Below are 23,834 nucleotides of genomic sequence, written 5' to 3'. Positions count from 1 at the left end.
TTTAAGTGATTAACACAGGGATTATCGGCACCGGTTTTATCGGACCGGCGCATATTGAGGCGTTACGCCGTCTTGGCAACATTAACGTGGTGGCCATCTGTGATACCAGCCAGAGCGCGGCCGAGGCGCGTGCAGCAGAGCTGAACGTGCCGCACGCCTACAGCGACGTCGCGGCGTTTTTACAGCATGAAGGGCTGCACGCTGTGCATAACTGCACGCCAAATCATCTCCATGCAGCAATAAACCGGCAAATCATCATCGCCGGCAAACATGTTTTCTCTGAAAAGCCTCTGTGCATGACCATGGATGAAGCGCGTGAGCTGGTTGAACTGGCTGAAAAGGCGGGCGTGGTAAACGGGGTCAGCTTTGTCTATCGCCAGTTTGCCATGGTACAGCAGGCAGCCAGTATGGTGCGCTACCAGCAGCTGGGGCGTTTGTTTTCGGCTCAGGGTAGCTACCTGCAGGACTGGATGCTGGAAGAGACCGACTATAACTGGCGCGTGGATGCAGAAAAGGGCGGCGCCTCGCGGGCCGTAGCGGATATCGGTTCGCACTGGTGCGATACCATTCAGTTTGTCACCGGACGTAAAATCGTGGAGGTGATGGCCGATTTATCGATAGTCTGGCCCACGCGCAAAGCCAGCCTGGCTGCCGCCGGCACTTTTGGCACGCAGAACGAGGAGGCACAATATGAGTCCCGCGAGGTCACCACAGAAGACATGGGCTTTGTGCTGTTCCGCTTTGATGACGGCAGTAAAGGGAGCTTTAGCGTCTCGCAGGTTTCAGCCGGTCGCAAAAATCGCCTCAGCCTGGAAGTGAATGGCAGCCAGGCGTCGCTGGCCTGGGATCAGGAAACGCCCCAGCAGCTGTGGCTGGGATACCGGCATAAAGCTAACCAGCTTTTGTCAGACGATCCTGCCCTGATGAATCCTGACGTGGCCCGCCGCGCACGTTTTCCCGGGGGGCATATCGAAGGCTGGCCGGATGCGTTCCGCGCCATGATGCAGCAGTTTTATCAGGCAGTGGAGCAGGGAAGAGCGCCTGCTCCGCAGGATACCACCTATGCCACCTTTCGCGATGGTGCTCAGGTGATGGCGATCGTTGAAGCCATCGTGCAGAGTCACAGGGAACAACGCTGGGTCAGCGTTAATTGCTGATACACAACCCGGTCCGTCCTGCACAGACCGGGTTAACTTATTGTTCGCGCGGTTTTATGGTAGCCTGTGTGCTATATGTTTCGGTCCGGATCCTTCCATGTCCATTCAAAAAATCGCCCGTCTGGCGGGTGTTTCCGTTGCAACGGTGTCACGCGTATTAAACAACAGCGATACGGTTAAAGACGCCAACCGCGAAAAAGTGCTTCAGGCCATCAAAGCGAGTAATTATCAGCCTAACCTGCTGGCACGCCAGTTGCGCACCGCGCGCAGCTCAATGATTCTGGTTATGGTGTCCGACATTTCGAATCCGTTTTGTGCCGAGGTGGTCAAAGGCATCGAAGAAGAGGCCGAGAAGAACGGTTACCGCATTCTTCTGTGCAATTCCGGTTCGGACATTGAGCGCTCCCGTTCCAGCCTGCAGCTGCTGTCGGGGAAAATGGTTGACGGTATCATTACCATGGACGCTTTTAGCAAGCTGCCGGAGCTGAGCCATCTGATTGCTGATACGCCCTGGGTTCAGTGCGCAGAGTATGCTGATGCCGGTGACATATCCTGCGTCGGCATTAACGACAGCGAGGCATCACAGCAGGTGGTGGGTTATCTGGCGGATCAGGGTCGCAGACGTATAGCCCTGATAAATCACGATCTCAGCTATAAATATGCGCGCCTGCGCCAGCAGGGATATCTGTCTCAACTGGACGAGCACAATCTGGACTGGCAGGGCATCAGCTATGCCAGTGAACTGAGTTTCAGTGCAGGCAGGCAGGCAATGATGACTCTGCTTGCCGCTGATGAGATCCCTGATGCGGTATTTGCGGTATCAGACACGCTGGCCGCGGGTGCAATGGCGGCAATACAGGCCTCTGGTTATAGCGTGCCCGGTGACATAGCGGTAGCCGGGTTTGACGGCACTGAGCTGGCGGAGATGATCTCGCCGCCGCTGACCACGCTGGCACAGCCCTCGAGGGATATTGGCCGTGAAGCTTTCAGGCTGATTCAGCAGAAGATAGACCAGCCTGACTCCGCGGCGCAACGCGTCATTCTGCAGGGCCACCTGATTAAGCGAGCCAGCGCATAAACAATCTTAATGCGGCTGTTTTTGCAGTGCGGCCCGGAGGTTACGCAGTGACGTGCTGATAATGCTCCACGCGTCTTTTGGTTTGTCATGCTCAATGATAAACCACTTTACGCCGCTGTTTTTGGCTGCAGGCAGAATGGCTGACCAGTCCAGTAATCCCTCACCCAAGGGCGCAAAGTTCATTTCATCGTCCCGGATGCCGATTGAGGCATTGTCTTTAGCGTGAATGGCATAAACCCGTCCCGGATAGGCTTTGAGAAAACGAAGCGGATCCTGACCACCGCGCGATACCCAGGCTGCGTCCATCTCAAGTTTGAGATTATCCGGTGAAGAGTGATTCAGGATAATTTCCAGTGCCGTTACACCCCCATATTTTTTCATTTCAAAGTTATGATTGTGGTAAGCAAGTTGCAGGCGATCATGGCGCAGTTTTGCTCCCATCGCATCCAGACGTCTGGCAAAGTCGATCCAGCCCTGAGAACTGTCAGGACGATCCTGCGGCTCAATCCATGGGACAACGATAGTGCTATTGCCAACTGATTTATTAAAGGCGACCGTTTCGGCGTAATTTGTTTCCAGTGCTGAAAGCTGCACGTGCGCTGAGGTAACGGTAAGATCGTTCTTTTTCAGCAGGGAGCTTAACTGTTTAGCGCTGAGGCCGTGCGTTCCGACTATTTCTACGTGCTTAAACCCGGCATCATGCGCCATGGCAAATTGTTTTTCTGCCGGACCGGCATTGCGCAGGGTATACATCTGCAGAGCGATACTGTCATCCACATTCACTGCCAAAGCAGCAGTGGAAGTCATTGCTGTTGAAGCCAGAAGGCAGGTGCTAAAGACTAAGTGACGAAGCATAATTTTTCCCGCTTCCAAAAAGTAATCGATTACAAAAGTAACGCAAAAAGTAATCGATTACTTTTAGAATGCGCAACGGATACAAAAATTGTGACTGAACTCATATCTCTAAAGCAGGGTGCTTTCGGAAATTTGCGGCAGCGTGATTTTCCGGTATTTAAAATTGCGCGTCATCACATCATTCTTATCCAGATTTTTCGGAGAATGGCAGGCCTTCCATCCATGTTCCTGAATCCACAGAATCTGAACAGGCCTTTCGGGGCCTGGTTATCTGGCAGAGTATTGCGTCTGCCTGCTCAGAAATAGTTCGATAGTGTGCCGCTGTACACCTGTATAACAGGCTCTATTTTACCTTCAGGCACTCTTTCGCCGCTAATCCTGTTAGCTTCAGGATGATAACCCGCTCAGTGAAACTTTTAATGCTTCAAGAAAAAGCGTTACGCGGCAGGGAAGATAGCGTTTAGTTGGCAATAGTGCCCAAATTGCCAGCATGTGTGGCTCTGCATCTTTCAGCGGTATTTCGATAAGCTCGCCTTTCGCCAGCTCCTGCTCAACATCAACTTTTGTCAGCTGAGCAATTCCGGCCCCTGCTTTACACATTGATCGTACACCCTCAACGCTATTACAGGTGAATCGTGGGTCAAAAACATAATTTATGGTTGCGGTATTCTGTATAAACGTCCATTGCGCCACCATTGCCGTTTTGAGACACCAGTGATCAGAAAGGTCTGCCAGAATTACAGGCTGGCCATATTGCGAAATATATTCTGGTGATGCACAAAGGATACGCGGGTTATTACTGAGTTTATGTGCAATCAGATTGGAATCTTTGAGTGGTGCCACTCTTATCGCTACGTCATAACCTTGCCCTACAATATCAACCACGTCATCGCTAAGGTTGAGATCGATTTTCAATTTTGGATTTTTTTTCATCAATTCCGGAAGCAGGGGCAGAATGTTGCGCCGGCCAATACCTGACGGAGCCGACATCTTTAGCAAGCCTGATGCCCCGGCAATTTCATTATTGAACATGACCCGGGCGCTTTGTTCCGCCTCGGTGATAGTTCTGGCGTAGGGAAGAAACTCTTCACCTTCACTGGTTAGCGACACAGCGCGGGTGGTGCGCTGAAACAGCCGTACGCCCAAATCCTTTTCAAGCTGAGCAAGGTGCCGGGAAACGGTCATTGCGCTCATGCCCAGTCTTCGCGCAGCCCGGCTCAGGTTACAGGTTTCAGCAAGAACGATGAATAATTCAATATGCTTTACATTCATTATATCTGATTCCGTTATACAGTGATGCTTTAAGTCGCGTTTATATTCTCCTTCAGTCTCTATTATAATGGCATTCATTATAATTAACTGAGAGTATTTTCCATGCCACATACTTCACTGTTCGATACTGCTTCTATTGGAAATGTCATATTTAAAAACCGGATTATGGTCGCTCCCATGACGCGTATTTCCGCTTCGGAAAGCGGTGTGCCGGGAGAAAAGATGCTGAATTACTACACCCGGTTTGCGCGCGGTGGATTTGGCGCCCTGATTACTGAGGGTATCTATATCGATACGGCATGGTCGCAAACCTATGCGTTTCAGCCGGGCATAGTTAATGATGAGCAGATATCAGGCTGGAAACAGGTTGTCAGGCATTCTCATAACGCCGGTGCGCGCATTATTGCTCAGCTGATCCATGCTGGCGCGCTGTCTCAGCACAATATTTATCGCCCTGGTACCGCGGCGCCTTCAGCCATAAAACCTAAAGGTCAGCAGCTGGAGTTCTATCATGGTTCTGGTGAGTACGGCATACCTGAGGCACTGGGTGAACAGCAGATTCAGGCAATTATCACCAGTTTTGCTGATAGCGCCGGGCGGGCCGTGAGCAAGGCCGGATTCGATGGAGTGGAGATTCATGCGGCTAATGGTTATCTGCTTGACCAGTTCCTGACAGATTATACCAATGCGCGCAGCGATGAATGGGGTGGGACACTCGAAAATCGTCTGGCTATTACGCTAAGCGTTATCCGCGCGGTGCGCAAAGAAATCGGTACGGATAGCGTGCTGGGCGTCAGAATTTCGCAGGGAAAAGTAAATGATTTTCATCATAAATGGAAAGAGGGTGAGAGCGGAGCCAGAACAATTTTTACTCTGCTTGCCGCAGCCGGCGTCGATTACATTCATATAACTGAATACAAATCGTGGTTGCCTGCGTTTGAAGATGGTCAGAGAAGCCTTGTTGAAATTGCGCGGGAAGCGGCTCCGGATACTGTGATTATCGCTAATGGCGGCCTTGATGATGGTAAGCTGGCAGAACAACTGCTCGGTATGGGCGCTGATTTTGTTGCTATCGGTAAGGCTGCGCTGGCTAATCCTGACTGGCCTCACAAAGTTGAGAGCAATTTACCGCTTGAGAGTCTGCCTGAGGATATTCTTTCGCCAGTTGCGGACATAAAGGAAAAAGAACAGATCTGATATTCAATCTGCGCAGGTGATATCAGAAGATAAATAGTGGATGACGGAACAAAGAAAACTATCGGTTTTTTTGAGATGCATGGCATCTTTACGCGTCCGTGAGCAGGTTGCCCCTGCTGAATGAGTAAACGTTCTGTCTGAAAAGTCCGGGTCTTATTACCAGGGAGGCACGGACTGATATAAAACCTGCCTGTTCAGTTGATTAATATAAAATATCTTCATTGTATTTTTTAACACGAGCTGTTTTTTTTGCGGCTCGCTTTAAATGATCTTATCGTGACCTGTCTCCAATAGATTTCGCGGAATTTAGCGCGGTAAAATCTCCTCTCTTTATCACTGTCTATACTGATTAATACACTTCTGATTTCCCTGCATGGCTGCGTATGGTTAATAGCCAGACGTCAGCCAGCACCGTGCAGGATGGTGCTGCAGGCCAGAGCGCAGCGGGCGGCAAACTGAGCGCCAGCGATGAAAAAGCGCTGAAGGATATGGCGCAGGCCAATATCAATGAAGTCGCTGCCGGCAAAATTGCGCTGACGAAAGCGGAAAGCAGCGAAGTGAAGGCCTATGCACAAAAAATGGTAGACGATCACAGCGCTGCGCTGACCAAAGTTCAGACGGTCGCCGGGCAAAAAGGCGTAACGCTGCCGACTGAACCGGATGCGAAGCACAAAACGATGGCCGCTCAGCTGGAAAAACAGAGCGGTGCCGCATTTGACAAGATGTATATGACTAACGCCGGCACGAAAGATCACAAGATGGTGCTGTCGACCCTGCAGCGTGACGCCAAAATGATTAAGGATCCCGATGTCAAAGCACTGGCTGACGCACACACGCCGGTTGTTGAAGAGCATCTGAAGTCTGCCGAACAGATGTCACAAGCCGGTAAATAACTATCTTGCGCGCTCCCGCAACCTGCGTTGATGGCGTTGCGGAAAAAAGCGCTGATGAGTGTCAGTTATGAAGAGCAGGCGCGGCGCTTATTCGTTAAGTCGCCGCCTGATATCCGCCTGGCTGCAGTCCCATGCTGACACTCACCTGCAGGCTATTGTGTTCACCATCTTTATTGGCCTGATTCTCTCATCGGCTTTCTCTGCGCTGGTGGTTTACGCTCAGGAAATTGTCCCGGGTCGTGCAGGGATGGTCACCGGGCTCATGTTTGGCGTCAGCGGGCTCGCCGCCGCCGGTCCTGGCAAGATGGCAGATATATACGGCATTGAGTGGGTTTATGGCCTGTGTGCTTTCCTGCTGCTGCTGGGCTGTTTATGCCGGATAAAAAGCGCGGCCGGTAATACCCTATAAGCGAGATTGCTGAAAAAGGGACAAACCGGGCTATTACCCGGTTCTATCGTTGGTATAACCGCTCGCACGCGGCATATCTACTGGCGGGTATGGCTGACGGACCAGATGAGATAAAACAATTAACGTCCTGTTCACACATCCTGTTCGCGCAACGTTTTACCAACATTGCCACCCGGATGAACGTTCAGCAGCCGCTTCTGATCGAAGCCGTTACGCAGCATAATGTTTCCGCACAGCGCATCAAACACCGCCAGCACCAGCACAATAGAGGTAGTGGCTAACATATTAAGCGGGTCGATTTCACGCTGGATATGTGTTTTAACCACCAGCGTGGCGGCGCGGGCAATGGCTGAGTCCGGGTTCTCCGTCACGCTAATAATCGTCACGCCTTTGGTTTTAAGCGTCGGTAGCAGGCGCGTCAGTTCTTCAGAGTTGCCGCCTCGCGATATCAGGATCATCAGGTCGTTGCTGCGCATGAAGCCCAGATCGCCATGGGCCGCATCGGTAGCGCTGAGATACACTGCCGGCTGCTCGACGCATGCCAGCATGTGGGCGATTTTTCGGGCGGCGATGCCCGAGGTGCCAACGCCCGTCACGGCAATTTTTCCCTTGCAGCCGGTGATCAGCATCAGCAGCTGCTGCCAGGTCGCGGCATTGAGATGACGCTGCAGCGCCAGCAACTCCTGACTGTAGGTCTGCCAGCCCTGACACGCCAGGGCAAATTCTTCATCCGCATTCATTGCGTTTCCCCCTGCATCAGATGCCGGTATTTCATACTGTCATGATACATCTCATGGAAGACGCGATACTTACGATCGTAATACTCTTTGATTTTGTTTGTCTGTGGCGTGATGGTCTTACCAATGCGGCTCATGGCAGCCATCGCTTCTGGCAATGATTCATAAGCGCCCGCCGCGACGGTGCCCATCATTGCGCTGCCAAGCAGCATCGCTTCACTCTCTTCCGGCAACAGCATTGCGCAGCCCGTCGCATTGGAATGCTCCTGCACAAAGATTGGGTTTTTGATGCCGCCACCACACGCCATCATAGTATCAATGCAGTAACCATTCTGGTTCATGGTTTCAATAATGTGGCGAGTGCCGAGCGCCAGCGCCTGAATGGTGGCGAGGTAATGCAGCGCCATATCTTCCGGCGTACGTGATAATTTCAGGCCCGTCAGCGTGCCAGTCAGCGTCGGGTTGGCGCGCGGTGAGCGATTGCCGTGAAAATAGGGCAGCATATGAATGTCTTTAGTCAGAAACGCAATATTCTCTGATTCGCCCGCCATGCTGCGCAGAATGCCGTTGAGAACCTCATAGATGTTTTTACCGCTGTCTTTACCCTGTTTAAGCAGATCCTGATAGCAGGGATGCGACTGAATCACATGATCAATCAACGCGCCGGTAGTGGATTGTCCGCCTTCATTCAACCAGTAATCCGGCAGAATTGCCGAATAATACGGCCCCCAGATGCCGCCGATATAGCGCGCGCTACGCGACATCGCCATATGCGCCGTAGATGTGCCGCCAATGAGTGCGATGCGGTTGTCAAAATCCGCTGATTCGCCGGATACACCACTGGCGCCAAGAATGCCAAGACTGCCTGCGTGAGCATCAATAATCGAGACGCTGACTGCGGTACCCGCTATCAGTCCCATCTCTGCGGCAGCGCGCTGTGTCAGCCCATGCCCCAGCGGCTCACCCATAGCTTTCACTTCGCTGCCGATTTTTGATGCGTTGTTTTCCAGCAAATCGTCCAGACCGATCTGACGAAAATAGCCGGGATCCCAGCGGTCTTCGTGACCGATATATGTCCATTTGCAGACGGTGGAACATATCGAGCGCGTGGGGTCCTGCGTGGCGCGCCAGGTAAGAAAATCAGGCAGGTCGAACAGATGTCCGACGTTGCTCCAGGTGGTCGGCATGTGCTGTTTTAGCCAGAGCAGTTTGGGTGTCTGCATCTCCGGAGAGATAATCCCGCCGACAAACTCCAGTACGCGATGGCCGGTGGCATTGATGCGTTCTGCCTGAGTGATGGCGCGATGATCCATCCATACAATAATATTTTGTTCACTGCGTCCTGATGGGCTGACAGTCAGGGGATTGCCCTCTTTATCCAGCACCACCAGCGAGCAGGTCGCGTCAAAACCGACGCCTTTCACCTGAATCGGGTTAATATCCGCCTGACTGACTACGTCTCTTACCGCGTTACAAACGGCCTGCCAGATCTCGTCGGAAGATTGCTCAACAAAATCGGCTTTCGGGCGGTATAATGTGATCTCACGGCTGGCCTGACCGAGCATACGACCACTCATATCGAAAACCCCTGCGCGGGCGCTGCCGGTTCCTACGTCTACGCCGATAAAATAACTCGCCATGTTCTTTCCTTTTTTTAGAAAGCTTTCGCTTATGATTTTCTGTTTTGCAGAGCGATAAACAGGATCAGAACGCATCCCCACAGCGCCATGGTCAGGTAACTGCTGACGCCCATCAGATTCAGGCCGCTCTCCAGCATTTGCAGAACGATTAGCGCCAGCACCAGCCCGAGGACCCGGCCAAAACCGCCGTCAGGGTTAATTCCGCCGAGCACAGAGGCCAGAATGGTCACCAGTAAATAGGCATCGCCGTAACCCGCTTTCGCCGAGTTAAATTTGGACATCATCAGCAGTGCTGCACCCCATCCGAGCAGCGCCGAAAGCACGTACACTGCGATGGTGACTTTGTGCGTATTAACACCGCTAAAGCGCGTAGCCTGTTCATTGGAGCCCATCAGATACAGGCTGCGACCCAGCGTGGTATGTTCCAGCAGGACCCACAGCAGCAGTGCTACCAGCAGGAATAACAGCAGCGCAACCGGAATGCCCATCAGGCTACCGTTACTGAGATACTGAATGGCCGCTGGAAAACCGGAAAGCACTGTGCCGTTGGTCAGCAGAATATTCAGCCCGGCGATAAGTGTCATAGTACCGAGCGTCGCCAGAATCGGCGAAACGCCGATATATGCGATCAGCGCACCATTGAGCACGCCAATGACCACCGCTACGGCCAGTCCGGCGAGCATCGCCAGTGCGAAATAGTGCGGCTGGTCAGGGTGGGCCACCAGAATGGCCGCCATCACCAGCGAACAGGCATTGGCACCGGCGATGATCGAAAGGTTGATACCGCCGGTAAGCATGGTAATGCCCATCCCCAGCGCCAGCATGCCCAGAATCGGTAACTGTGAAGCGATTGACTGGAAATTGCCGACGCTGTAGAAGCTGCCGCCCAGCGTGAACGAAAACAGTACGGCAACGGCTACGATAATCAGTAACTGCAAACGAATGATGCGGTCGCCGGGGAAGAGTCGGTTTATGGTTGTCATGTCACATTCCCTTTGCCAGTTTGCGTTTTTCATTCCACGCGGTGCTGCTGATGCTGACCAGAATGATTACGCCGCTGAATACCTGATGCCAGTAAGCTGAAATGCTGAGTAAGGTCAAACCATTCTGCAGGAAGGCCAGCAGCATCACGCCCAGAATGGTGCCGGTCAGCGAACCACGCCCGCCGGTCATGCTGGTACCGCCTAAAACTACAGCGGCAAGGACCGTCAGCTCATAACCGAGCAGGGAGTTAGGCGCGACTGACTGAGTGATTTGCGCCTGCACCACGGCAGCAATTCCCGCCAGCAAACCCATAAAACCGTAGACGTAGAAATGCAGCCGCAAAATATTCAGACCAAGACGCGAAGCAGCATCACGATTGCTGCCCATAGCGTAAATCTGGCGACCCACGCGGGTCCGGTTCATCAGTACCCCGGTGGCGATGATCACCCCCAGCAGGCTGAGAAGCGGCAGAGTGAGGCCATAGTCGTAGCCATCGGCGGCGGTGAAGGAGAACCAGTTAATGCCGTTCATAAACCAGTCGGGTAAACCGTACAGCCAGGTGCCGTTAGTGAGATACACCAGCAAACCGTAGAACAGGTTCAGTGTGGCGATGGTGATGATGATGGCTGGCACGCGCAGCCAGTAAACCAGAAAACCGTTGACCAGCCCAAGTAGCAAACCGGTACCCATCGACAGAGCAAATGCCAGTGGGAAGCTGCCACCGTGATGGATGATGTAACTCGCCATAACGTATTGGCCGATGGAGGTTACGGCCGGGAAGGAGATGTCGATACCTCCGGCGATCAGCACCACAAACAGACCGCAGGCCAGAATGCCGAGAATGGCGTAGCTGGTGGCGACGTCCGTCAGGTTACCCAGCGTCATAAATTCGCTGGTGCGGACGCTCAGACCAATCACCAACAGCAGAACCAGTAATCCCAGCCAGAATTCGTGCTGTGAAAACAGTTTCGAGAGCGATTTATTACCCATTTATCACCTCCGCAATCTGCGCTTCGCTGCTCTGATGCGGCGCAAATTCCGCTACCAGTTTACCTTTGCGCATTACCAGCACGCGATGGCTGTTGTAATACGCTTCCGGGATCTCATCGCAAATCATCAGCACCGCCATGCCGGACTCCGCCAGATCGCGTGCGATGCGGTAAATTCCCTCTTTGTTGGCAATATCCACACCGACCGTCGGCGAATCGAGGATCAGGATACGTGGCTGCGTCGCCACCCATTTGGCGATGGCGATACGCTGTGCATTACCGCCGGAAAGCGTCTTCACGGGTAAACTGCTGTCCGAAACTTTAATGTTCAGATCGCGGATCAGCTCTTTCACCACCAGGGCGGCTTTGTGATGATCCATCAATCCTGCGCGGGTGTGCAGCTTGTCGAAAATGGATACCAGCGTGTTATCGTAAATGGATTGCTCCATTATCAGCCCCTGCGTCAGGCGGTCTTCTGACACATAGGCAATACCGTGCCGGATAGCGTCACGGTTTGAGTGGAGTTTCACCGCATTACCGTTGATGCGGATCTCGCCGTTGTCTGGTTGACTCATGCCAAACAGACTCAGGCAGAGTTCCGTACGCCCTGAACCGAGCAGACCAACAATCGATGCGATCTCGCCCTGGCGCAGCGACAGCGAGATATCATGATACTGACCCTTGCGGCTCAGATGGCTGATCTCCAGTAACGGCGTAACTTCGGCAGGTGCCCGGTGCGGCAGGTGGCTGTAGGTAAAGCGCTGACCGGTCATCAGGAACGCCAGCTCGTTGCTGTCGAGATCGCTCGCCGGCCAAGTGCCGACCAGTTTGCCATCGCGCATTACGCTGATGCGGTCAGCCACTTCCATTACTTCATCCAGACGGTGGCTGACAAACACCACACAGATACCGGCGGCTTTCAGCTCGCTCACTACCCGCAGCAGGCCATTAACCTCGGTTCGGGTCAGTGAGGCCGTCGGTTCATCCATGATCACCAGCGTGGCATCAGCGGCGATTGCACGGCATATTGCGACTAACTGACGGTCGGCGATCGAAAGTTTTTCTACTTTACGATCCGGATCCAGAGAAACGCCGACGCGTTGCATCGCCGCTACAGCCTTTTTGCGCATTGACTCACGATGTACCCAAAAATCACCGCCCGGGAGATAACGGTTAATAGCAATATTTTCGGCTACCGATAAATTTGGAAAGAGGGACAGATCCTGATAAATAACCTGAATACCGTACCAGGAAGAGAGCTGCGGCGTCAGGGTATGAAATAGTTTTCCGTCCAGCGTAATCGTCGCACCTTTTTCCGGCTGATAGACGCCGGAAATGACTTTAATTATCGTGCTTTTACCACAGCCATTCTGACCGGCCAGACAATGTACTTCGCCTTTATTAAGCGTCAGGCTGACATTATCCAGTGCTAATACGCCGGGGAATTTTTTACTGATCTTCTCAAGACTGATAAAGGCTTCAGCAGGGGCAGGGGGCGCGTTGTGCATATCCATCACAGGTCCTTAAGCATACCGGTTATATTCGGGCTGGGGCTTTGGCTGCATTTACTCCTGCGGATCACTGACGGATGTGATCGCAGGAATTCATGCACACCCAATCCGGGCTATACAGGATATAGGTTTTCAATCTCTCAGTAGAAATTCAGATACAGCACAGCATACAACGCCGTATCTGTTTCTATTTGCCTGGTGTAGCGCGGGAGATAATATATCTCCGGAAAATAAAATAATTAAAATGACCCATCAAAAGCCAAGTGATTTCGCATTCTCTGGTGTGACTTCAAGAATTTTATTAAAGCGGATCACTTTTTTGTCCATATCTACATCGGCTTTGCCCAATTTTTCGATACTCAGCTCTTTAGTCACTTCTTTACCCTGAAGCAGCTGATCGGCAACTGTCACCAGGGCGTAACCGGCATCTTTCGGATCCCACAGCAGAACTTTCTTAATATCACCGCGCATCAGGTAAGGAGCCGCCTGGCCTGGCATAGCGATACCGACAACTGCAATTTTGTTTTTTGCACGTTTCTGCTGAATAGCCTGACCGGCACCGATAGGACCGAGCGAGCCGAAACCGATAATCCCCTTCAGGTCAGGGTAGGTTTTCATTAAATCCAGCGTGGTGGAGTATGACTTATCAATATTTTCGGCCACCGGCAGACGTGAAGTCACTTCATGCATGTCCGGATACTTCTCTTTCTGATATTTAATCGCAGCATCCGCCCACGCATTGTGCAATGGCACGGTCAGAGAGCCGACATAAATGGCGTAACCCCCTTTGCCACCCATATCTTTTGCCAGCTCATCCATGTTGGCCTGAGCATATTTCTGGCTGTCGATGGTTTCGACATCCCACTGGCCAATTTGCTGATCCGGCGATTCATGCGTTAATACCACGATGCCCTGATCGCGGGCTTTTTTCAGCACCGGTTCCAGCACTTTAGCGTCATTGGGTACCACAATGATTGCGTTAACTTTTTTAGCGATCAAATCTTCAATAACTTTGACCTGCTGGGCCGGATCCGGGGTAGACGCACCGACCTGGTATGCGTTGACATCGAGTTTCTGCGCGGCTTCTTTTACGCCGACCTCCATACGGGTAAACCAGGGAATGCCCGTAACTTTGGCAACGACGGCGATATCGTAAGGTTTGGCGGCAAATGAAGGTGTTGTAAATAACATGCATGCTGAAACCACACATGCACTGACTAATGCGAGGTTAAATTTCATTTCGGTACCTTTCTTATGAGGTTCTGATAAAGGGGACAGGCGACAGCTTTCACATCCACGTTCTGAGATTAACGTAAGGGGGTATCGCTTTTCGCTCGCCCTTGAGCGAAATGTGAGCAATGTCCGCATTTGTTAAATTTAATGGTTTTTTATGTAAAAAATAAGTTATAAAAATCCGTTTTGAGTCAGGTTGCTATTTTACGGGGCCGAAAACCTGTATTTTATTAACATAAATTAATCAATATATTAACAATAAATTAACTTAACGGACCATCGGCGGTGTTTTTATCATCAGTCTGGTAGCGGCTATGCTTTTTATTTGAACAGAGTGTGAACAGGGTCACGAAGGCAGCGGGCAGACCCCGGTTTCGCCTTGCGGCAAACCGGGAAGCGACGTAAACCGTCCGGTTGTGGCGCTAAGCGGACTGACATCGGGCTGATGTCCGCTATGGGCGAGAAGCGGACATCATGACGGTGTGACGTGTGTATTAAGGTATTTACTTTTTCATACAGTGATTATCACCTGAAATATCATCTCATCGATCAGTATCAATCCTGGACAAAGTAGTGGTGCGTCATATGTTTATCGCGTTAGTCTGACCGCCTGGAAGGACCATAAGCAAGAAGCGTTGTATGGAAATTATTTTAATGCGTCATGGAAAGCCCGCTTTTACAGGTTCTGCGAAAGTAACGAGCCGTGAAATGTCCAACTGGATTGCAGATTATGATCGTTCTGATACAGGAGAAGATATACCGCCTGAGTCCAGTGAATCATTGGCGTTCAGCGCATCGTAAATCCTCAGTAGCCCTCTTCCCAGAGCACTTTCTTCCCTGAAAGCATTAGACCTTGAACCGGATGTCATTGATGAGGTTTTCAGGGAAGCAGATCTGCCGGTATTTCCTATGCCCGGTTTCAGGCTATCACCGACCGTATGGGCTGTTTTTTTCCGCGTCATGTGGTTATGCGGCATATCCCGTGACGTAGAGCGCGTCGGAACAGCAAAGAAACGTGCTATTCAGGCTGCGGGTATCCTTGCAGCGTTTGCAAAAAGATCTGACGGTACCGTGCTGCTTATGGGACATGGAGTAATGAATCGGCTAATTGCAAGGGAACTGAGGTCATTGGGTTTTAAAGAATATCGTTGTCAGGGTAGTGGTTACTGAAACGCAAGTAGCTACAGGCTTCAGTAAGTAAATATGGAAAGGGCATATCTGGCCTATTCAGACATTGGAAATGAGTCGTTTCGTTTCCGGCACACAACAAACAGATACAACCGCTACGGTTCGTTTTGATTGAAAATTATACTATCAGTCGTTGTGCTGCTTGTCTGGGGACATGTATGCTTTCTGCCCCTTCTGAATGTTAAGAAACACATATGCTCTCTACGTCAGGATCATCTTCCTGATGCCTTAGCACGCGCTATACCTGCATATGCACGCTCACAATCCGCAACCACAAAGATAACCTGCATCGTCATTTTTACGGCCGGACCGGTGAGAGCTGCTCTACCCAACGCCGGGCCGTGACCGCGTAGTTCTGACATAGAAATCAGCTCAACAGTTTTTCTGTTCTCCGGAGCACGTCATCCAGGGTGTCTAAGCATACAGGAATAGAATCTTTTCTGACTGCAACAGCAGTACCCGGGTCCGGACAGTAGTATGTTCAATTAAGCCATTCAGATATGTTTGCTCACAGCGAACATTCAGGTTTTCTATAATTGATATTGGTTTACGATGCAGTCGCGCACAGCAGGTAATTGTATGATAAAAAAAGCAGATCACGTCGGATTTTCAGTCAGAAGCATTGAAGAGTCATTATTTTTCTGGACTGATATTCTTGGCGGAAAGTTATTACGCGAAGGAAAAATGTCTGGGCCTATCATTGATGAAGTGACAGGCGCAAGGGGCGCTGATGTGCGAATGGCGTTGCTTGAACTGGCTGGCATCAAAATTGAATTACTGCAATACGATAACATCAAACAGCCAGAAGAACCTTCAGTACCTTATATCCCTGGCTATGCTCACCTTGCATTTATAGTTGAGGATATTGATACGCTCTTGAGTAAAGCATCTGAGTATGGCTGGAAGACACCAGGTAAACCTCAGACAATCTTATCAGGCCCCATGCAGGGAACCAGAGTAATCTATTTACAAAGCCCCGATGGACAGACACTAGAGTTGATGGAGCAGGGTCAATAAAGTCCACATCGTGTCACCGCGTACTGGTATGACGCACATGCAGGCGGTCGCCGGGTCAGGCATCATTCTGCAGCGCGACGGCCGGAGCTGCTGAACAGGGCTGGACTATTCAAGGTCAATCACACGCAGTCCTGACCAGCACCGCTCTCCGGCACCGGTTATCAGTACGACGGGCGCCTCACTGAAGCTGCTCAGCAGGGTGCATACCCGGCTCATTAAATCCGTAATCTTTTCAGAACCCACGTAGACGAACTCGTCCGTCGGCAGGGCATACGTGAACCCCCGCCTGCAGACGACGCTTCGTGAAAAACCGTTCTCATGCATGGCAAACATCATCTCAATGTGCGCTTTTTCGGTCTGCTCCTTTAACTCAATCCGGACTGTATAACTGGCCATAGCGATACCTGACAGATGTATAATTTAAGATAACTTAAATTATAGGTATTCCTGAACAAATGACGGGCTATTGAGATATGTCCTAAGCAAATGTGCTTACTGTTCTGAGCCCCCGTCCTGATCAACTCCGGGAGAACTCAGCCCGCTGCGTACCTTAACGTCCGCAAAGAGCGAGAAGCGGACGTTATATCAATGGACGTCATGTCTCAGAGAGGATATGAGAAAACGGCATTAGAACCGATCAGTTATCGCCATCCGGTTATGAGCAATAAATCAAAGGCCAAATATAGCCTCAATTTCAATTGAGAGGTCAGGTGAAAAGAGGCGGCTGACTTCTACGAGCGAGCTGGCTGGCAAGTGATTACCGTAATTTTGGTACAATACTTTGCGTAACTCGTCGATCTCCTCAAAAGAGGTAATGAATATGGTTACTTTGATTAGGGCTGAAAAATCTGTACCTTCTATGCTGATTATTTTCCTGATTTGGCTGAATATTTCCTGTGCCTGTCCAGCAATACCTTTATGTTGAGCACTTGTACCAAACGCAGTCAACCCTGAAATGTAGAGCGTACTGTTATGTTTTACAGAGTGAACATAAGGAGCCTTTACTTCACCTAGTTCGGGATAATTCTTCCGTAACACATTGTTCATAATGAGATCCTTTCCGGAAGTGAGGAAATAACGACCTTACCATCGTCCTCTTAATGTTCAATCTTAATTTTTTAATTATGAAACGTGCAACGTCCGCTTCTGGCACAAAGCGGGCCGATACTGGAGCAACGTCCGCTTTGAGCGAAAAACGGTCGCACTTTAGTCTTGTCTGGACGGAATTGTAACCGGCACTTTTATTACCCATTGTATCCATCCCTTTACGCTCTAACCCATTATGATAAATCTGTTTCTAAACCTGGAATGCTTCTCGTTTATCACGGGAAAAGATAATAAGGATCTTCCTCATGGCAATAAGTATACAAACCCCTCTTATACATTCACTGCCCTTAAGCCAGCATTGTGGATGCCTTGTCTGGCTTAAAATGGAATCTTCCCAGCCGACGGGATCGTTCAAGCTCAGAAGTGCAGAGAACATTTGTCGCCATTATGCGGAAAGGGGCGCAACAGCTTTCATCAGTTCATCGGGCGGCAATGCAGGCATAGCGGTGGCACATTGCGGCCGCAAACTGGGGCTGCCGGTCACTGTGGTTGTGCCGGAAACCACGTCTGACAGGGCAAAACAGCTTATTGAACAGGAGGGTGCAAGAGTTGTTGTGCACGGAAAAGTATGGAGTGAGGCGAACGACTACGCCCTGTCACTGGCGACGGATGACATTATCTGTGTACATCCCTTTGATCATCCACTTTTGTGGGAAGGTATCAGCACAATCGTGGATGAGGTCATCAGCGAAGGGGTAACGCCTGATGCGGTAATTCTTTCTGTTGGCGGCGGGAGCATGCTGTCCGGTATCGCTCAGGGACTGGTGAAACATCAGCTTGGTCATATTCCGGTTTACGCCGCAGAAACCCAGGGTACGGCCTCTCTTCGCGCCTCGCTTAATGCCGGCAGGCTGGTACGTCTTGATAAGGTCAGCGGCATAGCCACGACGCTGGCCGCAAGCCAGGTGTGCGAAAATGTTTTCAATGTGGCCAGCCGTATGGACGTCAGAAGTATGCTGGTTTCAGACCAGGAAGCGCTGAATGCCTGCCGGTGCTTTCTCGATGACCATCGGGTGCTCACTGAGCCTGCATGCGGTGTATCACTCTCACTTTTGTACGACAAAAAAGTCTTATTCAAGCCGGCTGATAATGTACTGGTCATCGTATGCGGCGGGGCCTCTGTCACGCTGGAAGGGATCGCGAGCTGACAGAAGAGCGCATTTATCCTGCCAAAGTTTATGAGCAAAAGGATGGGCGAACTGCCCGGTTAATTAACTTGTTTTAAAGTGAGTTATGCCCTCTTTGGCACAAACAGACTGGCGCGTGGGTCAGGTCCGCTATGAGCGAGCAGCGGACATTTCACTTATGACAGCTGAGGGGTTCTAATACGTTGAACATAACTGACCTATTGCGCTCTTGAAGTCAGGCCAGTGAAGTGTTCCCTCACCATATCCGTTAACTCGAAAATACAATCGAGATGTGTACTATCTGCCACAACCCGACTGCTTACATTCGGATTGCCGCAGTTCCTGAAAAATTCTTCCATACGGCTTACATCAAACAGTTCATCATGCTCAGCAAGCATGATTGTTACTGGAATAGAGATTTCTTTAAGTTGCCTTTCAGGATTACGAGGGGTAAGAGCGTTAGCCATATTAACGCTGTATGTCTGAACAAAGTCAGGCCTTGCATTAATAACCTCACAGGGGAAATTAAGCCTTACTCCTGCACGACGTCCATATAGAAAACCTGCACTCATAGCATTGATTATGAAGCTCAAACGGTTTATCGATGCAAAGGGAGAGGAAAACTCGCGGTTCAGAGCAGGAGGTGAAAAAGGACCTAATGCTGGGGCTAGCAAGATCAGGCTTTCAACAACCCTCGATAGAGAGTATCGGGTAAAGTAATTTATCAGCATACCGCCTCCACTGGAGTGCCCAATCAAGTGAATTCTGGCATCAGGAAAAGAGGTTCGGACATAATCAATGACGACATCCACATCACGCCAGATTTGAACAGGACTGGAAGCTTCTCCCCGGACACCTACCGAACGACCGTGCCCACGGATATCGACGAGACAAACACAGACGGGCAGATCGTAACTCAACTGTCGTGCAAGAATGTCGTAGCCAGCGTCAGAGTTGACCCCGCCACCATGGTAGACAATAAGAACCTCATCAAGGGCTGCCATTGGCCTGTATACCCGGATATATAAATCATTGATCCGGCTTTCGGTGATGTTATCAGAAGGGAGTAATGAAGCGTTAAATTGCTCATAGCGTTCGACAAAACGGGTGAAGTCAATCACGTCCTGAATTCCTTATTCAATCGGATTCACTACCTGTGAATTTGTGTCATGAAGCATGCACGATTTACTGTATGCATGAGAGTCTTTTTTACATAAAAGTGCCTGATGCACCGCCTGAAAAGCCCTCAGCGCGGTTCTGCAGCCCGAAGGCTGTTTTCGGTATTTTTCCTGTCCGAAATACTGACAAATGCCCCTGATAATTCCTGTATATCTGTATGGTTATGCAGTGAAAGCTATTCTCCACGGCTTAGTGCATGCAGATGCCGGAAACGTCCACTTCTGGCACAAAGCGGACAGTGTTTCCTGCCTCACGTATCGTGTTCCGATTAGCCAGAAATATCAGTTTCATTTTCCGGTACGCCAGCTCTGACACGGGTTGCCACCAGACTGGCTGCGAGTATAAAGACGAGGCATAACAGCGCCTGCACCCGAAGGGCAATATGGTTATCAATCAGAACGCCCATGATGACCGGAGAGGCACCACTGGCAAGCACGGTACCCGCCTCAACAGCCGAGCGCACCTTTGCCAGTTGCGCGGGGCCAAACAGCTGTACCCATAGCGCAGTCGCCAGTGTGGACGCAATGGCTGACGATATACCGGTCATGATGAGATAAAACGGCGTGACCCACACGCTGTTACTGAGCCACAGCGCCAGCATGCCAGCGCCCTGCGGCAGCAGAAACCACGGCAACAGACGGCGTGGCGTCAGCCGGTCTATCAGCGGACCAAATGATAACAGGGAAACCGCCTGCGTTATCGCGTAAGCAATAAACCACCCTGCAACCCACGACAGCGCCCATCCTTTCTCCTCTGCCAGACGCGCCTGATGGAAAAAGAACCCTGTGGTGATGAAAGGTGACGCCAGCACTGCGGGCAGAGCAAAAAGCAGATTCCGGTTCTTCCATACTGACGCTTCGCGAACCTTCTCTGCGCCCCGCTTTCTGAACGTCCGCAGCGGCTTTTCGGCAGCGCGCGGAAGGCAGCTGACAGCCAGCGCAACGCCGGCCACCAGAACCGCAGCGTTTATCAGCCAGGCAGTGCGCCATCCCGTCAGAGCGTTAATCTGCACGGCAGCCAACGGAAACAGCGCCTGTGCGAGCGACAGGCCCAGTGCGATAGCACCCAGTGCCTTGCCAGCATCAAGCGGAAACTGGCGCGCAGTCGCCGTCAGGGCGGTATGCACCATCAGGCCTTGTCCGCCGAGGCGAAGCAGGTAAAAGCCTGCACAGAGCGTCCATGCCGCCTGCGCACCGGAGACGAGCAGGCACGCCGTTATCAGCAGCAGGGTAACGGCCAGGGTGAATCGACGGGTAGTGGTGTAGTCAATCAGCCGGCCCGCCCATGTCAGGGTGACGGCACTCATCACGGTGCCCGCGGCATAAAGGCCGCCCAGTCCGCCGTCGCTGAGCCCGAATGCCTGACGCAGGTCCTGCCCGTAAAGCGATACGAAGTAAGTCTGTCCAAAACTCGACATGGCCATCAGTATCGCGCCAAAGGCGAGATGACTGCCGTGCTGATACATAAAGCGAAACAGCTGACGCATGGTATTCCCTGAGCACGGCTGACAAAGGCGCCGCACAAATGAACTGCTCCGGGACTTGTGTTCCGGAGGCTCGTTATGAAAAGGGTCTGCGATTGCAGGCCCGTAACGTTTACCGCAGCATCAGCAGCGGATAACGGCTTTCAGCCAGCATCGCCGTGGTGTGACTGCCGATAAAGAAGCAGCGCAGCCGGGAGTGTCCCCAGGCTCCCATCACGATCAGGTCCGTTCCGTTCTCCTGCGCGTAACGGCACAGCCCGCGCGAGACGGATTCATCCTGTATCAGCCGTGACTCTGCATCAATGCCGGCTGCCTGCAGGATGTGCTGCGCATCATGGAGTGAAGCATCGTCGCCGTTCACCATCACAACATGGCAGGCCAGGCCGCGAAGCAGCGGGCTCACGGTCAGCCGGGTCAGGTTTCGGCGGCTGGCCTCGCTGCCATCCCAGGCAAAAAGTACCCGGGATGGCGCAATAAACGTTTCCGGCACAACCAGCACGGGCGCTTTCTGCAGGCGGATGACGCTTTCCAGCTGGCTGCCCACCGTATGTTCTGCGCCCCGTCGTCCGATCACCATCAGCCTGACGTCATCCAGCCCGGCAAGGATTTCGTCCAGTGCGCCGTGCATCTGCAGCTGGCGTACCTCCGGGCGTCCCGCCCGGGCCAGCCGTTCAGCACAGCCGGCCAGAATAGTTTTCCCCTGCGCCATAAGCAGGCGGCTGCGCTCACCCTCTACGCGCACAAGCGCTTCGGTCAGCAGCTCTTTGCTGTCGATGCCAATGCTGCCGCTCAGGTCAGAGACGGCCGGATGACCGTCTTTTTCCAGCACGTGCAGCAGGGCCAGCGGCGCGGAAAGGCCGGCGGCGGCCCACGCCGCGTAGTCACAGACTGGCCCGGTTGACGGCGAACCATCCACGCAGGCCACAACGGTATTGTTCATAGCTGTAACTCCTGTCAGTTAGTGACCGCCCATCAGTTTTTCCGCTTCTTCCGGCTTGTCATGCACGCCGAAGCGGTCAACGAGGGTACGGGTGGCGTCGTTCATGCCCGGTATTTCTACCTCAGCGCCTTCGCGGCGGAACTTAATTACCGCCCTGTCCAGTGCGCTAACGGCGGTGATGTCCCAGAAGTGGGCGTGCGTGACGTCAATGACCACGCGCTCTGCCGCTTCCCTGAAGTCAAAGTGGCTCATAAAGCGATCGGCGGAGGCAAAAAAGACCTGGCCGGTCACGGTATAGATCCGTGTCTCACCCTCCCGTGACGATCTGACCGTCATAAAGCGTGCTACCTTAGTGGCAAAGTTCAGCGAAGCAATCAGCACCCCGGTCAGCACGCCGAAGGCCAGGTTGTCGGTGGCCACCACCACGACCACGGTTGCCAGCATGACCACGCTGGTCGAGAGCGGATGGCGGCGCAGGTCGGTGATGGATCGCCAGGAGAAGGTGCCGATGGAGACCATGATCATCACCGCGACCAGCGCCGCCATCGGGATCTGCGACACCTGATCGCGGAGGAAAATAATCAGACAGAGCAGCACCAGCCCGGCCGTCAGGGTGGAGAGGCGCCCGCGCCCGCCGGATTTTACGTTAATCACCGACTGACCAATCATGGCGCAGCCCGCCATGCCGCCGATAAACGCCGTGCAGACGTTGGCGATGCCCTGCGCCTTGCACTCGCGGTTTTTATCGCTCGGGGTATCGGTCATGTCGTCCACGATAGTGGCGGTCATCATTGACTCCAGCAGTCCCACCACGGCGAGACCGGCAGAGTAAGGCAGGATAATCAGCAGCGTATCCAGGTTCAGCGGAATGTCCGGAATGAGGAACACCGGCAGGCTGTCGGGCAGTTTGCCCATGTCGCCCACGGTACGCACATCCAGGTGCAGCCACATGGAGATGGCCGTCAGCACCACGATGCAGACCAGCGGGGAGGGAATGGTTTTATTGAGGTATGGAAAAAGATAGATGATGGCCAGGCCGGCGGCGGTAAGCGCATAAACGTGCCAGGTCACGTTGGTCAGCTCCGGCAGCTGCGCCATGAATATCAGAATAGCCAGCGCATTGACGAAGCCCGTCACGACCGAGCGCGACACGTAGCGCATCAGACTGCCAAGCCTCAGGTAGCCGGCAGCCAGCTGCAGCAGGCCGGTTAGCACTGATGCCGCCAGCAGATACTGCAGGCCGTGATCTTTCACCAGGGTTATCATCAGCAGCGCCATGGCACCGGTGGCCGATGAAATCATGGCGGGACGTCCGCCAAAGATGGCCATCACCACGGGAATACAGAACGCCGAGTAGAGGCCGACCTGCGGGTCGACTCCGGCAATGATGGAAAACGCGATCGCTTCAGGAATGAGCGCGAGCGCGACGACAATACCGGCGAGCACGTCACCACGGACGTTGCCCAGCCAGTCCTTACGCGTCGAGGACAGCAGCATAGTAATTTCTCAGATTTTAGATACAGTCAGCCCGTGAGGGCAAAAAATTCAGGGACGAAAAAGCACATCCGCAGACGGGATGTTTTTGAGTGCGCGACTGAAACTACTCAGTGCGACAGGGGAGGATGACGACTCAGGGTGGCGTAAGACGCATGATTTTTGAGTTCTCCTTTACGGCAAAAGGATGCCTTCAGGACTGCAATAAGCCAGCGAAACCCGGCGCGGGGCACTGACGGCGAAGCCTGTCCCTCTCAGGACAGGCACTAAACTATAAACAAAAACGGTGAGAGGTCAACGTTTCAGTAAGCGGAACAGGGCTGCGAACAGCGGTACCAGCGCGT

General features: G+C 52.3%; 20 protein-coding genes and 2 pseudogenes. 8 read left to right on the top strand and 14 right to left on the bottom strand.

What is annotated here, in order from left to right:
• Positions 1 to 5: 5 nt before the first annotated feature.
• Together B4056_RS08255 and B4056_RS08250 are read left to right on the top strand one after the other, a co-directional pair.
• The gene (locus tag B4056_RS08255; RefSeq protein ID WP_094110829.1) at positions 6 to 1,157 is read left to right on the top strand and encodes a Gfo/Idh/MocA family protein; all 1,152 of its coding nucleotides are present in this window, start codon (positions 6 to 8) and stop codon (positions 1,155 to 1,157) included.
• Between the two features lie 97 nt (positions 1,158 to 1,254).
• Positions 1,255 to 2,235 carry a LacI family DNA-binding transcriptional regulator gene (locus B4056_RS08250; RefSeq protein WP_071668173.1) on the top strand — a complete coding sequence of 327 codons (981 nt, stop codon included), beginning with the start codon at positions 1,255 to 1,257 and terminating at the stop codon, positions 2,233 to 2,235.
• A 6-nt stretch (positions 2,236 to 2,241) separates the two neighbouring features.
• Here the strand turns inward: B4056_RS08250 and B4056_RS08245 are convergent, their stop codons facing one another.
• Together B4056_RS08245 and B4056_RS08240 are read right to left on the bottom strand one after the other, a co-directional pair.
• Positions 2,242 to 3,090 carry a sugar phosphate isomerase/epimerase family protein gene (locus tag B4056_RS08245; RefSeq protein WP_376780625.1) on the bottom strand — a complete coding sequence of 283 codons (849 nt, stop codon included), beginning with the start codon at positions 3,088 to 3,090 and terminating at the stop codon, positions 2,242 to 2,244.
• Positions 3,091 to 3,477: 387 nt separating this feature from the next.
• Positions 3,478 to 4,362, bottom strand: coding sequence for a LysR family transcriptional regulator (locus B4056_RS08240; protein ID WP_071668195.1), 885 nt, complete (start codon positions 4,360 to 4,362; stop codon positions 3,478 to 3,480).
• 102 nt (positions 4,363 to 4,464) lie between these two features.
• On the opposite strand from B4056_RS08240, the gene B4056_RS08235 reads away from it, so the two are divergent.
• From B4056_RS08235 to B4056_RS08225, 3 genes and pseudogenes are all read left to right on the top strand, one after another.
• Positions 4,465 to 5,559, top strand: a complete 1,095-nt coding sequence (locus B4056_RS08235; protein ID WP_094110831.1) for an NADH:flavin oxidoreductase — start codon at positions 4,465 to 4,467, stop codon at positions 5,557 to 5,559.
• 386 nt (positions 5,560 to 5,945) lie between these two features.
• Positions 5,946 to 6,452: pseudogene (locus tag B4056_RS08230) on the top strand (DUF4142 domain-containing protein); the annotation flags it as partial.
• Between the two features lie 157 nt (positions 6,453 to 6,609).
• Positions 6,610 to 6,861: pseudogene (locus B4056_RS08225) on the top strand (hypothetical protein); the annotation flags it as partial.
• Positions 6,862 to 6,992: 131 nt separating this feature from the next.
• Here B4056_RS08225 and B4056_RS08220 read toward each other — a convergent pair.
• The 6 genes from B4056_RS08220 to B4056_RS08195 form a co-directional block, all read right to left on the bottom strand.
• Positions 6,993 to 7,601 carry a KpsF/GutQ family sugar-phosphate isomerase gene (locus tag B4056_RS08220; RefSeq protein ID WP_094110833.1) on the bottom strand — a complete coding sequence of 203 codons (609 nt, stop codon included), beginning with the start codon at positions 7,599 to 7,601 and terminating at the stop codon, positions 6,993 to 6,995.
• Positions 7,598 to 9,238: an FGGY-family carbohydrate kinase gene (locus B4056_RS08215; protein WP_094110834.1), complete on the bottom strand. Its 1,641-nt coding sequence runs from the start codon at positions 9,236 to 9,238 to the stop codon at positions 7,598 to 7,600. The genes B4056_RS08220 and B4056_RS08215 overlap by 4 nt, the downstream gene beginning before the upstream one ends.
• A 29-nt stretch (positions 9,239 to 9,267) precedes the next feature.
• Complete coding sequence (locus tag B4056_RS08210; RefSeq protein ID WP_071668180.1) at positions 9,268 to 10,221, bottom strand: ABC transporter permease; 954 nt, start codon at positions 10,219 to 10,221, stop codon at positions 9,268 to 9,270.
• Position 10,222: 1 nt separating this feature from the next.
• Complete coding sequence (locus B4056_RS08205) at positions 10,223 to 11,212, bottom strand: ABC transporter permease (RefSeq protein ID WP_288654375.1); 990 nt, start codon at positions 11,210 to 11,212, stop codon at positions 10,223 to 10,225.
• Positions 11,205 to 12,719, bottom strand: a complete 1,515-nt coding sequence (locus B4056_RS08200) for a sugar ABC transporter ATP-binding protein (RefSeq protein ID WP_128083766.1) — start codon at positions 12,717 to 12,719, stop codon at positions 11,205 to 11,207. Before B4056_RS08200 ends, B4056_RS08205 begins: the two co-directional genes overlap by 8 nt.
• Positions 12,720 to 12,974: 255 nt before the next feature.
• On the bottom strand, positions 12,975 to 13,961 hold the full coding sequence (locus tag B4056_RS08195; protein WP_094110836.1) for an autoinducer 2 ABC transporter substrate-binding protein: 987 nt from the start codon (positions 13,959 to 13,961) through the stop codon (positions 12,975 to 12,977).
• A gap of 633 nt (positions 13,962 to 14,594) precedes the next feature.
• Between B4056_RS08195 and B4056_RS17000 the strand changes: the two genes are divergently transcribed.
• Complete coding sequence (locus tag B4056_RS17000) at positions 14,595 to 14,756, top strand: hypothetical protein (protein WP_313109747.1); 162 nt, start codon at positions 14,595 to 14,597, stop codon at positions 14,754 to 14,756.
• 966 nt (positions 14,757 to 15,722) lie between these two features.
• The gene (locus tag B4056_RS08185) at positions 15,723 to 16,160 is read left to right on the top strand and encodes a VOC family protein (protein ID WP_065647619.1); all 438 of its coding nucleotides are present in this window, start codon (positions 15,723 to 15,725) and stop codon (positions 16,158 to 16,160) included.
• A 105-nt stretch (positions 16,161 to 16,265) separates the two neighbouring features.
• Here the strand turns inward: B4056_RS08185 and B4056_RS08180 are convergent, their stop codons facing one another.
• Positions 16,266 to 16,556: a hypothetical protein gene (locus B4056_RS08180; RefSeq protein ID WP_094110837.1), complete on the bottom strand. Its 291-nt coding sequence runs from the start codon at positions 16,554 to 16,556 to the stop codon at positions 16,266 to 16,268.
• Positions 16,557 to 16,829: 273 nt separating this feature from the next.
• Positions 16,830 to 17,207 carry a RidA family protein gene (locus B4056_RS08175; RefSeq protein ID WP_094110838.1) on the bottom strand — a complete coding sequence of 126 codons (378 nt, stop codon included), beginning with the start codon at positions 17,205 to 17,207 and terminating at the stop codon, positions 16,830 to 16,832.
• A 305-nt stretch (positions 17,208 to 17,512) separates the two neighbouring features.
• Here B4056_RS08175 and B4056_RS08170 point away from each other — a divergent pair, with 305 nt between their 5' ends.
• Complete coding sequence (locus B4056_RS08170; protein ID WP_094110839.1) at positions 17,513 to 18,415, top strand: pyridoxal-phosphate dependent enzyme; 903 nt, start codon at positions 17,513 to 17,515, stop codon at positions 18,413 to 18,415.
• 197 nt (positions 18,416 to 18,612) lie between these two features.
• Here the strand turns inward: B4056_RS08170 and B4056_RS08165 are convergent, their stop codons facing one another.
• The 4 genes from B4056_RS08165 to B4056_RS08150 all read right to left on the bottom strand — a co-directional run bounded on the left by B4056_RS08165 (position 18,613) and on the right by B4056_RS08150 (position 23,493).
• Positions 18,613 to 19,515 (bottom strand): alpha/beta hydrolase, encoded by a 903-nt coding sequence (locus B4056_RS08165; protein WP_094110840.1) that lies wholly within the window; start codon positions 19,513 to 19,515, stop codon positions 18,613 to 18,615.
• A 326-nt stretch (positions 19,516 to 19,841) separates the two neighbouring features.
• A complete protein-coding gene (locus tag B4056_RS08160) occupies positions 19,842 to 21,059 on the bottom strand; it encodes an MFS transporter (RefSeq protein WP_071668278.1) in 1,218 nt (405 codons plus the stop codon).
• Positions 21,060 to 21,168: 109 nt separating this feature from the next.
• Entirely contained in the window at positions 21,169 to 21,996 is an 828-nt protein-coding gene (locus tag B4056_RS08155) for a universal stress protein (RefSeq protein WP_288654370.1), read from the bottom strand.
• 18 nt (positions 21,997 to 22,014) lie between these two features.
• Positions 22,015 to 23,493, bottom strand: coding sequence for a SulP family inorganic anion transporter (locus tag B4056_RS08150; RefSeq protein ID WP_084798731.1), 1,479 nt, complete (start codon positions 23,491 to 23,493; stop codon positions 22,015 to 22,017).
• Positions 23,494 to 23,834: the final 341 nt, after the last annotated feature.

This window comes from Pantoea sp. UBA7232, from assembly GCF_002473195.1.
Lineage (GTDB): Bacteria > Pseudomonadota > Gammaproteobacteria > Enterobacterales > Enterobacteriaceae > Pantoea > Pantoea eucrina.
Note: the sequence above shows the minus strand (reverse complement) of the source record. Positions and strands in the feature narration are given on the sequence as shown.